The sequence below is a fragment of the Oscillospiraceae bacterium genome (assembly GCA_035380125.1).
Taxonomy (GTDB): Bacteria; Bacillota; Clostridia; order Oscillospirales; family JAKOTC01; genus DAOPZJ01.
The window spans coordinates 7459-19400 of sequence record DAOSWV010000012.1; the positions used below are offsets into that span (position 1 = coordinate 7459).

9 protein-coding genes are annotated in these 11942 nt (G+C 50.3%); 6 read left to right on the forward strand and 3 right to left on the reverse strand.

The window, feature by feature from the left end:
* Positions 1-786: 786 nt before the first annotated feature.
* The 6 genes from PK629_06095 (at position 787) to PK629_06120 (ending at position 7888) form a co-directional block, all read left to right on the forward strand.
* Entirely contained in the window at positions 787-1215 is a 429-nt protein-coding gene (locus PK629_06095; protein HOP11041.1) for an NfeD family protein, read from the forward strand.
* Positions 1216-1264: 49 nt separating this feature from the next.
* Positions 1265-2209, forward strand: a complete 945-nt coding sequence (locus tag PK629_06100; protein HOP11042.1) for an SPFH domain-containing protein — start codon at positions 1265-1267, stop codon at positions 2207-2209.
* 233 nt (positions 2210-2442) lie between these two features.
* Positions 2443-2964, forward strand: a complete 522-nt coding sequence (locus PK629_06105) for a 5-formyltetrahydrofolate cyclo-ligase (protein HOP11043.1) — start codon at positions 2443-2445, stop codon at positions 2962-2964.
* A gap of 30 nt (positions 2965-2994) precedes the next feature.
* The gene (locus PK629_06110; GenBank protein HOP11044.1) at positions 2995-4179 is read left to right on the forward strand and encodes a glycoside hydrolase family 88 protein; all 1185 of its coding nucleotides are present in this window, start codon (positions 2995-2997) and stop codon (positions 4177-4179) included.
* A 75-nt stretch (positions 4180-4254) separates the two neighbouring features.
* Entirely contained in the window at positions 4255-6051 is a 1797-nt protein-coding gene (locus PK629_06115; protein ID HOP11045.1) for a heparinase II/III family protein, read from the forward strand.
* Between the two features lie 40 nt (positions 6052-6091).
* Positions 6092-7888 carry a heparinase II/III family protein gene (locus PK629_06120; GenBank protein HOP11046.1) on the forward strand — a complete coding sequence of 599 codons (1797 nt, stop codon included), beginning with the start codon at positions 6092-6094 and terminating at the stop codon, positions 7886-7888.
* Between the two features lie 11 nt (positions 7889-7899).
* On the opposite strand, the gene PK629_06125 is transcribed toward PK629_06120, so the two are convergent.
* The 3 genes from PK629_06125 to PK629_06135 are packed head-to-tail and all read right to left on the reverse strand — an operon-like array spanning position 7900 to position 11855.
* The gene (locus PK629_06125; protein ID HOP11047.1) at positions 7900-8418 is read right to left on the reverse strand and encodes a hypothetical protein; all 519 of its coding nucleotides are present in this window, start codon (positions 8416-8418) and stop codon (positions 7900-7902) included.
* Positions 8419-8420: 2 nt separating this feature from the next.
* A complete protein-coding gene (locus tag PK629_06130; GenBank protein ID HOP11048.1) occupies positions 8421-9569 on the reverse strand; it encodes a glycosyltransferase in 1149 nt (382 codons plus the stop codon).
* A gap of 30 nt (positions 9570-9599) precedes the next feature.
* Entirely contained in the window at positions 9600-11855 is a 2256-nt protein-coding gene (locus PK629_06135; protein HOP11049.1) for a glycoside hydrolase family 2 TIM barrel-domain containing protein, read from the reverse strand.
* Positions 11856-11942: the final 87 nt, after the last annotated feature.

Consider the following 11942-nt stretch of genomic DNA (forward strand, 5'->3'; position numbering starts at 1 on the left):
GTATCAAGGTTTTTCAGCCCTGCGCTTCCAAACACCGCATTTGATTTCGAGTCAGTCCCGTTATGACCACTTCGATACCGCTCCGTATATTTCTCACATCAGCTCACCTCGGAAATTGGAGAGAACGGATGGGGAGAACGAGTAAAATATGAAATTGTGAAACCCCGAAAAACCCAGTAATATCAAGGCTTTCCGAGAAGAGGCTTACGAAAAACGGTTTTGATTTCGAGTCAGCCCCGTTATGACCGCTTCGATACCTCTCCGTATCTATCTTCAACATCAATTCTCAAAGGTTTGCGCTTTGGAGAGAACTGATGGAGAGAACTCACCGTATTTTGTTTTCAACTACCCGGCAGAAACCCCGCCGTATCAAGGTTTTTCAGCCCTGCGCTTCCAAACACCGCATTTGATTTCGAGTCAGCCCCGTTATGACCACTTCGATACCTCTCCGTATTAATTTTTCACCGGACGTTATGACCACGATGGCTTGCTTTAGCAAGCCGTTTGAGCCGGTAGTTACCGGCGGTTTTTGATTTTATCATATTCTTCGGTTGGTGTCAATATCTTTAAAAGGCATATTCGTTGAATCTCAAATAATGGAAACAGAGGAATTTACAATATTTGTCGAATATTTGCCCGATTTTTATTGCACTTTGTGAACGATTGTGGTACAATAAATGCGGGTAAAATGACAGGAATGAAATCCGGGTCGTTTACCCGGCACATATAACCGGCCAATTGAAGATTTTTAAAAATCAATTGGATGCCTTTGAAAGGGGTGTTTTTATGGATCCCATGATCTGGGTGTGGGCCGGTGTTTTCGTGGTAACCTTGCTTGTCGAGGGTATATCCGCCGGACTGATCAGCATCTGGTTTGCCGCCGGTGCTTTAATCGCCGGTATCGCAACGTTGCTCAGTGCACCGTTGTGGCTTCAGATCGTCTTGTTCATCGTGGTTTCCGGTGTAACTTTGGTTGCAACACGGCCTTTGGCGCGCAAACTGCGAGAGCAAAAAGAACCGACTAACGCCGACCGCAATATCGGCGCCGAAGCGGTTGTCTTGACGCCGATTGAACCGCATACGATGGGTACCGTTAATGCCAACGGTCTCGTTTGGAACGCGGTCGACATCGACGGCGGAAGCATTTCCGCCGGGGAAGTCGTCATCGTTAAAGACATGCAGGGCACGAAACTGTTTGTCAAGAAGCAGTCGTGAGAAATTCATCACGACGGGCAAGCAGTTATAACAGACAGGAGGATTACTTATGATTTATGCAGCTATCGGCGTCGGCGGCGGCATCGCAATCGGTATTGTCGCCCTTTTCGTTTTGATTATTTTAGTGTCGAACATTAAAGTCGTTCCGCAGGCACATGCCTTCGTCATCGAGCGACTCGGCGCATATTACACCACCTGGCAGACCGGTCTTCACGCGAAGATTCCGTTCTTTGACCGCGTCTCTAAAAAGGTCTCTTTGAAAGAGCGTATCGTCGATTTCCCGCCGCAGCCCGTTATCACCAAAGATAACGTCACGATGCAGATCGACACAGTCGTCTATTTCCAGGTCACCGATCCTAAGATGTTCTCTTACGGCGTCGAAAATCCGATGTTTGCAATCGAAAATCTGACGGCCACGACACTTCGTAATATCATCGGTGAGATGGAACTCGATCAAACGTTGACTTCACGCGATACCATCAACACCAAGATCCGCGTGATCCTCGACGTTGCAACCGACCCGTGGGGCATTAAAGTCACCCGTGTCGAACTCAAGAACATTCTGCCGCCGAAAGAAATTCAAAACGCGATGGAGCGTCAGATGAAGGCCGAGCGTGAACGCCGTGAAGCAATTCTGCGTGCCGAAGGCGAAAAGAACTCTGCCATCCTTGTGGCCGAGGGCCAAAAGCAGTCCGCGATTCTTTCGGCTGAAGGTGAAAAGCAAGCCATCATTCTTGCAGCTGAAGCCGAGAAGGAAAAGAGAATGCGCGAGGCCGAAGGTGAAGCATCAGCCATTTTGAAGGTGCAGTCCGCACTTGCCGACGGTATCAAAATGCTGAACGAATCTGCGCCTACGCAGCAGATCATCGCCCTTAAGAGCTTGGAAGCGCTGGCTAAAGTCGGCGAGGGACAGTCCACCAAGATTATCATTCCGTCCGAGATTCAATCGCTGGCCGGTCTTGCGACTTCGGTCAAGGAACTGGTCAAGGAATAAAAACATATTTTATTGAACCGATTTCTGAATTAAAGTTAACCGCCTGCCGCAGAGATTCTCTGCGGCAGGCGGTCTTTTAATCTTGATATGCAGTAGTTGAGCGCTTGACATTGCGGGGAGAAACGGTATAATTTTATGCGGAGTCGGATTTTATCGGCATCTTTAAAAGAAACGGAGCATGATATGGCCGTTTATAACCGGACATTTAACATTTTATGAATGAAAAGGACGAAGTGAGGGCATGGGCTCTGCGAACAGCTCATGCGATTTCCGAACAGCGAAGAGGCGAATCGGATCTTGCGGCAATGCAGCGACTGCTTTCACTCAAAGCGTTTCAAGAGGCAAAAACGGTTTTTTGTTATGTTTCAGTCGGAGATGAAGTATCAACGCGCGATATCATTAAAACAGCGATTGGACTTCATAAGACGGTGTGTGTGCCGAGATGTCTGCCGGATTACGCCATGGAAGCTGTGGCCATAAACGATATTGAAGAACTGGAAAACGGTTTATATGGGATACCGACCGTGAAAAAAGAAGGGAATATCATTCCGACTTCCATGATCGATCTCACCGTATTGCCATGCCTATGTGCTGATGCGGAAGGATACAGAATCGGATACGGTAAGGGGTATTACGACCGATTTTTGACCGATTATAAAGGATTTTCAGTCGTGCTGTGCAGAAAAGAACTGCTGGTGGATCAGATTCCTGTCGAGTCCCATGATCAAAAAGTTGATTTTGTCATTGCAACATAGTATTAAAAATTCATTTTAAAGGAGAAAATCATGACTCAACCTGTTTGCGAAACACTGAAAAACCCCGAGCGGTGGTTTGAAAAGGCCAAAGAGCTGACGCCGGAAAAAATGAAAGCGGCTTTGGATGCCGCACTTTTGCGGATCGATCATGGGATGGAACTTTATAAGGGCGGCGTTTTTCCGAGCGCCACCACGGATCCCCTGTATATCTACCCGGAAACCGAAAACAAGGGTTGGACCGAGGGTTTTTGGAGCGGCATGCTTTGGCTGGCGTATCAGTTGACGGGGCAGCAGAAATACCGCACGGCTGCCGAGGAGACGGTCGCGAGTTTTATTGACCGGATGGACAAACAGATCAATGTCCATTTTCACGATATGGGATTCTTATACGGCCTGTCCTGCGTGATGGCGTACGAGATCACGGGCGACGAACGGGCGAAGGAATATGCCCTCAAATCCGCAGACAATCTCGCCGACCGCTTTCAGGAAAAAGGTCAGTTTATTCAGGCATGGGGTGAGATGAACGCACCCGATAACTATCGGCTCATCATCGACTGCCTGATGAATCTTCCGCTGTTGTTTTGGGCGACCGAACAGACGGGCAAACAGCGCTATACCGAGATCGCAAAAATCCACCTTGATACCACTTTGGAGACGATCATCCGCCCCGACGGAACGACATTCCACACCTTTTTCTTCGATCCCGAAACGGGCGCAAGAGCAAAAGGCGTGACGGCGCAGGGTTATGCCGACGATTCCTGCTGGGCGCGCGGCCAGAGCTGGGCGGTCTACGGGCTGATGATGGATTTTGAGCGGATGGGCGACTATTCCAAGCTCCCGTATTGGTATTCGGTCACCAATGTGTTTTTAAACAGATCACCGTCCGATTTGATCGCCTATTGGGATTTGATTTTCACTGACGGCAGCGGGCATCCGCGTGACACCTCCGCTTCCGCAATCGCGGCGTGTGGTCTGATGCGGGCAAAACCCGAGTTCGAAAACTATGAATTGTATCAAGCCGCCGCGAAAGCGCTGATCTGTTCGCTGATTGACAATTACACCACCGCGCAGGGCGAAGAATCCACCGCGCTGCTCAGCGACGGCATCTGCCATTGGAAGAGAGTTCCGACGCCCGAGGGTACGATTTTCGGCGACTATTATTATCTGGAAGCGCTGGCGAAATATATCAAGCCCGACGTGATTCTATTCAGATGAGATACGGAGGTTCAATCCCGTTATTTTATAAAACCGGATCGAACACCAGGGAATCTGTGCAAGGAGGTCATGGTCATGAGATTTTTCGACGATGTAAAATACCGTGTATTGCCCTTTCAAGAGGTAAAGATTTTTTCGGATATCCAAAAGAACCCGGGGGATATTCCCGAATGGATGCATCAAACGTACATCAAACGGGCGGAGGAATTGACTTCGGATGTGATCCCCGTTTTGCCCGCTTCAATATACTGCGATTATTACAACAACGGCAATCGGACGAGATATCAAGACCTCAGTGCGCAGCGCCGCAACCGGCTTGCCAATCTGGCGATGGCGGAGTATATCGAGAAAAAAGGCCGATTTTTAAACGAAATTATCGATTTGATTTGGGCGACCTGTGAAGAGACCACATGGGTCATGCCGGCGCACAATGTCTCAAAAGATTTTTCGTTCCGAACCAAGCCGCTTTTGGATCAGTTCGGCGACGACATTGTTTTTGTCGATTTGGGCAGCGTCGCGATCGCTTCGGCGCTTTCGTGGGTCTGGCACCTGTTGGGAGACAGAATTGAAAAGGAAATCCCGGATATCATCCATGACCGGCTGATGTTCGAACTCAACCGCAGAATCATCAAACCCTATTTGAAATATGAAATGCGCTGGATCACCCATTTCGTCAACAATTGGGATCCGTATATCGTCTCGCATATGCTCACGATCACCGCGCTCATGGTCAAAGATCAGCCGACGCGCGAGGCATTGGTTCGGCGCTCGATGGATTTTCTCGACATTTTCACCGAGACCTATCACGACGACGGCGGCTGCGACGAGGGTCCGGGATATTGGGGCATGGCAGGCGCGTCATGGTTTGACTCACTGGAGCTTTTATATGACTTAACAGGTGGAGATATCGACTTTTTTGACAATGACTTTTGCCGCAGAGTCGGGGAATATCTCATGCATGTCAGCGTAGACGGAAAATATTTTGTCAACTTTGCCGACGCATCCGTGAAAATCAAAGCGAATTATGCCTTTATCCATCATTTCGGCAGCCGCGTACACAGTCAGGCCCTGCAGGATTTTGCGGCAAAGTATATCGATAACCGGCTCTTGCTGGGATCTCCCACGTCGCTGACGTATCGAAACATCAGAACGCTGGTTTCGGGCGATATTGCACAAAAGAACGATTACACCCCGCCGAAAACGCATTATTTCGACGGTCTTCAGGTTGCGGTCATGCGCGGCGATACGGTGTATACCGCCATCAAAGGCGGCCATAACGACGAGAGCCATAACCACAACGATATCGGTAACTTTGTGGTTTATTTCGAGAATAAACCGTGGATGATCGACGCGGGTGTGGACACCTACACCGCTGCGACGTTTGACCCGAAACGGCGCTATGGCCACTGGTTTATGCAGTCGGGGTGGCATAACGTGCCGCAGATCGGCGGGCATTCCCAGCATCAGGGCAGGGAATACAAAGCCGATTCTTTCAGTTTCGACGACAACACCATGACCGCAAAAGTGAGCTATGCCGGTGCCTACGAAGCGGGTACGGATGTCAAAACCTGCACCCGCGAATTCGGTCTGCATGGGAACAAAATCACGATACGCGATCACATTGCCTGTTCCGAACCGAATGAGGTTTGCTGGGTTTTCATGGTACCGGATAAACCGGAAATTATTGAAAACGGATTTGCTTTGGACGGCCATAAACTCACCGTTAATTGTCCCGCCGGAATCAGCATCGAAGCCGCGCCCGCTTTAGGTGACGGACTTTTGAGCAACTCCTGGGAGCGTGAATACCTTTACCGTGTCAAAATCACACCGGAGAAGAAGGCCGAATATTCGGTTTCGTTTGAAATTGAATAGATGTATTTGTGCCGGTCAAAAAAGCAGGAGAACTTGAACCATGGAATTTTTTAAGGATATCAAATATCGGGTGCTGCCTTTTGAGGACTATAAGCCGTTTTTGGATTTAAACAAAGGCCCTGCCGATATTCCCGCGGCGAAACAAAAAATCCTGATCGAGCAGGCGCAGCAGATTGCAGGGCAGAGCATTCCGGTTTTGCCGCTCTCGCTGTATCGGGAATTTTCTCAAAACGGCAACCGTTCCAATTTCCAAAACGCCTATTTCCCGCGTCGGCAGCGGCTGTTCGCGCTTGCGCTCGGGGAATTTTGTGAGGGAAAAGGCAAGTACATCACCGAGATCATCGATTTGATCTGGGCCGTCTGCGAAGAAACCAGCTGGGTTATCTCGGCACATAACGTGGCAAAAGATCAGACATCTCTGGGAAAACCGATCCCGGATGCGTTCGGCGACGATATTGTGGCTGTCGATCTGTTCAGCGCGGCCACCGCCGCAACACTGGCGTGGGTGATGCTTTTGGTCGGAGACCGCATCGATGCGGAGATACCGGATATCATTCGGGAGCGGATCGCGTATGAAGTCAATCGGCGCATCATCAAGCCGTACCTGACTTATACGATGCGCTGGATCACTGATTTTGTGAATAACTGGGTTCCTTGGATCGTTTCGAATGTGCTGTCGGTGACGGCGCTGATGGTCAAAGACCTTGCGGTGCGCGAGGCCGTGGTCAAACGCTCGTTGGAGTTTCTCGATATTTTCACCGCGACTTATAACGACGACGGCGGCTGCGACGAAGGCGCGGGCTATTGGAACGCGGCGGGTGCGGCTTGGTTTGATGCGCTCGAACAGCTCTATGATATGACCGGCGGCGATATCGATATTTTCGGACATGAGTTCACCCGTAAAGTCGGCGAGTATATCATGAATATGAACATCGGCGGCAGGAAGTATGTGACGTTTGCCGATGCACATTACCAGCTGCATTCGTTCGATCTCGGGATTGTCTATCGTTACGGGAAACGCGTCGGCAGCGATCGGCTGAAAAATTTCGCCGCTGGGTATCTCGACAACGAGACCGTGATCACCGAGGGAAATTTAAACTTTTTCCCGCACCGGATTGTTAAAAACTTCGTTCAGCACGTCGAACCGCGCGTTGATTACATCCCGCCGAAAACCGCCAACTACGACGGCATGCAGGTCGGCGTGATGCGCAGCGCAAAACTCTATACCGCATTCAAGGGTGGGCATAACAACGAGAGCCACAATCACAATGACGTAGGCAGCTTCATTGTCTATTTCGACGAGGAGCCGTTTTTGATCGATCCCGGCGTCGGCACCTATACCCGCGACACGTTCAACGAAAACCGCTATAAAATCTGGACGATGCAGTCCAGCTGGCATAACCTCCCCGAGATCGGCGGGCATATGCAGCACAACGGCGCGGAATATAAAGCCGACAAATTCACGTTTGACGAAGAGCAAATGACCGCATCCGTCAGTTATAAAACCGCGTATGAACAGGGTACGGGCGTTAAAACCTGTACCCGCGAATGGTCGCTTATCGGGGATATTCTGATTGTGAAAGACCATATCACTTGTGAAAAGCCGACCGAGGTCTGCTGGAACTTTGTGCTGCGCGACAAACCCGAATTGATTGAAAACGGCTTTAAATTAAACGGACACAAACTGACAGCCGACAGCCCGGTAAAAGTCGAACTCGACCGGCAGGAATTGACCGACGAGGCGTTAAAAAAGGACTGGGTGCGCGATTGTCTGTATCGTGTGCGAATCACGCCGGAGATCAATACCGAATATTCAATTCGCTTTCAAATCAACTGACTGACGCAAATTCATTCACAATAATATTGATCGAGGACCCATTTTAACGGATTTTCGTCGATGTATTTCCATGCTTCCCGGTATCCTTGTTCATTGCGGATAATTCGATCATTGAACGATTTTTGCCAAATTGAAAACCCGATTTGTTTGGTCACCCAACGTTTCATTTGTCCGATTATAGTTGATAATGTAGGGGCGGATATCATCCGCCCGTTTTCATCCGGCAATATAAAAATCATCAAATGAACATGATTAGGCATGATGCAATATTTGTCTATTATAATATGGGGGTAGTATTGAGAAATATTATTGATTGCTGTATCAACGATGGTTCCGTATTTAGATAACAGCGGCTGTTCATTCGGGCGGATACTATCCGCCCCTACATTATCCCATAAAACAATAGTGCGGTCTGATATGCAAATTGTGCAAAAATAAGCGCCGCATGAGGCATAATCATATCCCTGCAATCGAATTTGTTTCCGTGCGGGAAATTCCGTTTGGCCGTTGCCGTTTGCGGTGTTATGCATTGTTATAAATACAATCCGATCAATCGCTGATAACGCTCCAAAACGGTGTCGAGCAATTCATCCCAGGAGACCGGGATGGTCTTTTGGGCGTTTTTGCCGAGTTCCGCCAGCTTTTTCGGATTTTTCAGTGCATCCTCAATGGTTCGTGCCAACGCCATTGAGTTGTCAACGGAGAGCAGTCCGTTTTCGTTTTCGACGATGTTTTCGGCGCTGCTGGATCCCCGGGTCACGAGCGAAGCCGTGCCCATCGCGGCCGCCTCCCGAATGACCATCGGCGCATTGTCGTAAATCGACGGGAACACAAACAGCGATGCCGCTTGATATAAGCCGTCCAGCTTGGCTGTATCCAGGATATGACCCGGCAGTATCGTGAGATCGTCAATTTCAAGTTCTTTGCACTTTTTCTCGATTTCGCTGCGGTGCGGACCCTGTCCGGCCAATACAAGTCGGAATTTTAGGCCGCTCTTTTTGAGCGAAGCAGCCGCCTCGAGAATGTGCAGAATGTTCTTTTTCCAGTTGAGTTGACCGACGAACAGTAAAATCGGATCGCCGTGGGGGGAATACTGCTGCAGCGCCTTTTCTTTCTCACTTAGAACGGGTTTGCGCACATCGGTGCCGTTGGGCATGACAATCACGTCGCGGGAATAGCCGTAACTTTTGAGCGTTTCGGCACTGGCTTCACTGACCGCCCAGACCTCGTCGCACTTTTCGTAAAAAGCCACGACGTATTTAACGCCGACGTCGGCGATAACCTCTTGCTTGGTGACCTGCAGAAAGTCGTCATAGTATTTGGAGTGGAAGGTGCCGACCAGCGGAACGCTCTGTTTTTTGGCTATGCGCAGACCCTCCTGCCCGGCGGTGAAGGGACTGTGGACATGGACGATATCGAACTCAATCATATCCATGCGGTTATGGTAATGCTGGTCGAGCAGCGGCATGCCTGCGCGATACTGCGGCATTTGGGGCAGTGGCATTCCTGAAAAATCGACGATTTCAAACGGATATTTCCCACGGCAGCCGGTGTCGCCCATGGGTGTAATCACATAGCAGTCATGTCCTTTGCTGCCCAGAGTCTGGGCATAACCCAGCACGACTCTGCCGACGCCGTCCGCAATCGGCAAAAAGGAATCGGTAAATTCACCGATACGCATCAATAATCATCCTTTCGAAGAGAGATCGATTTATTTCAAACTTGAAAAAGCGGTGATCTTTTCATACCAATCCTTGTATTGATTCAATGACAGCGGCGGCGCTCCTGTGACAAAGTGATTGGAGCCGCGTCCGTTTTCGGTACGCCATTCGATCAAAAACAATGCTTTGTCGCTGTACATCGCCGGAATGCGTTCAAGCACCGAATATCCGTCGGCGGGAAGCGCAAATTCTCGTTCAAACAGCGGTTTGCCGTTTTCGCCGCAGACCCTCACTTCGCCGGAGAGCGGTTTGAGGGTATCGTTGACCGCAATGACCGGCAGATGCCAGTTTTCCATCGCGCCGATCATGACGCAAAACGGTGCCTGTGAACGCTTGATGTAATCGTAAGCCAGCTTTTTTTCAAAATACCAGTCGACCACGGCGTCGGACATCTGGGGCCATCCATCGAGCAGGTTCCACCACAGAATGCCGGTTTTGACCGGTTTTTGGGTGCGGACGTTCTCAATAAAAAACTTCTTGGCCTCGGCCTGCGAAACCTGCGAGGCAAAGGTGTAGTCGTCGAGGTTATCCGGCACTTCGCCGAAGAGCTGCCGGATCTGCTTTTCCATCAGCAGCACGCGGTAGTCGTTGTCGCGCTGATCGGACGAATGTAAATTCCACTCGCTGTTGTTTGTATACGGCCACAACTTTTCGGGCGAGATGAATTTTTCGAGCGATTTTTTGCCCGGACAGCCGTGATAGCCGGTTTCGCTGAAAAAATGCGCTTTGGCGGTGGTGTAGAAACTGCTCTTGAAATAGTCGCGCGGACCCCAGAGGTGGAATTCGGGCAAGAGGTCATCGCGCTGCGCTTCAGCCAGTTCATCGCAGATATAGGGCGAACTGGGCAGGTAGGGACGGTTGTAATCGTTCAGCTTGACGGCCTCGGGCAGCACCTTTCGGGTCAGGATGTTCAGCGAGGGTAGGGTGTGGTTTTGATATAAAATCGCATCGACCTCGTTGTCGCCCGCCCAAAGCACCAGCGACGGGTGGTTGCGGAACTTTTTGATGATAAAAGCGGCCTCTTCGGAGAGGGTTTTGCAGAATTTTTCGCCCTGCGGGTAGGCGTGGCAGGCCATTGCGAAATCCTGCCAGATCAGAATCCCGTGTTCGTCGCAGAAATCGAAGAAACAGTCCTCGGGATAGAGGTTTCCGCCCCAACAGCGCACCATGTTGCACCCGATGTCGTAAAGCAGGTCAAGCGCTTTTTCATAACGATCTTTATCTTGGCTGTGGAATGCGTCAAGCGGCACCCAGTTGGTACCCTTGCAGATAATGCGCCGTCCGTTAATGAGAAACTCGAACTTGCCGTTTTGCCCGTCGGTGACTTCGGTGCGGACAAGTTCCACGGTCCGGATGCCGATCTTGAGCGTTTCGGAGGCAACAATTTCATTGCCGACGAAAATGGTTACGGTTACGCCGTAGAGGTTTTGGTCGCCGTAATCACGCGGCCACCACACTTTCGGCGAAGGTATTTTCACGCGGACAAGCGCATCTTTATAATACAACTTTTCGGTCACGGTAAATTTGCTCTCACCGCAGGTGCCGGTGATTTCAACGCGTGAACCGGATTTGATCTGTTCAAAGCCGAGGTCGGTCATCACCGAGAAATCGAGTTCGGCGGCGTCGGCGGTCAGCTTTAAGACGTCGAAAGCGACTTCGGTGACCGAGAATGCGGGTTTTTCGTACAGATAGACGTCTTTATACAAGCCAAACGTCACCGCGCGCGGCATGATATCCCAGCCGAACTCGTGCGGCGGCTTGCGCACAAACACCGAATCGTGGTTGAGCGGGACGGTGTTGCGGGTCATAAATGCATCGGGGGTCTCTTGATAAGCAGCTAAAATCGGGCTGTGCAGCACGACTGCAAGCGTGTTGTGCGGTTTCAGCAAACCGGTGATATCAAATTCATATTCGATAAACGAGTTGTCGCTCTCGCCGAATTTTTCACCGTTCAGATAATATTCCGCCAAACAGTCCACACCGGAGAAGTGCAGAATCGCCGACCCTTTGAACCCGGGATGATCAAAGTTTTTCGTATAACAAAAAGTGCAGTCCTCGAGTTCTTTGAGCGCGGTGATGTTCATGCCGAAATAGAGGTCTGTCGGCAGAAATCCCGCCGCCGCGAGATCGAGTTCGGCATTGCCGGGCACCGCCGCCGGGCAGGAGTTTTTCGGCGCGGAGAGGTCGAAATCCTTTTCTTTGTTCCAGAGAAGCGTCCATTTTCCGTTGAGCGAGACCGTCTGCATAGATGAGCCCTCCATTGAAATATCTGTGAAAATTTTAACACATGGGTATCGGAAAAGCAAGAGAGCGGCATGGTTTCCTTTTGCCCG

Coding starts and splice junctions, on each gene's coding strand:
- PK629_06095 (HOP11041.1), top strand. CDS start 787: ATGGATCCCATGATCTGGGTGTGGGCCGGTGTTTTCGTGGTAACCTTG.
- PK629_06100 (HOP11042.1), top strand. CDS start 1,265: ATGATTTATGCAGCTATCGGCGTCGGCGGCGGCATCGCAATCGGTATT.
- PK629_06110 (HOP11044.1), top strand. CDS start 2,995: ATGACTCAACCTGTTTGCGAAACACTGAAAAACCCCGAGCGGTGGTTT.
- PK629_06115 (HOP11045.1), top strand. CDS start 4,255: ATGAGATTTTTCGACGATGTAAAATACCGTGTATTGCCCTTTCAAGAG.
- PK629_06120 (HOP11046.1), top strand. CDS start 6,092: ATGGAATTTTTTAAGGATATCAAATATCGGGTGCTGCCTTTTGAGGAC.
- PK629_06125 (HOP11047.1), bottom strand. CDS start 8,418: ATGCATAACACCGCAAACGGCAACGGCCAAACGGAATTTCCCGCACGG.
- PK629_06130 (HOP11048.1), bottom strand. CDS start 9,569: ATGCGTATCGGTGAATTTACCGATTCCTTTTTGCCGATTGCGGACGGC.
- PK629_06135 (HOP11049.1), bottom strand. CDS start 11,855: ATGCAGACGGTCTCGCTCAACGGAAAATGGACGCTTCTCTGGAACAAA.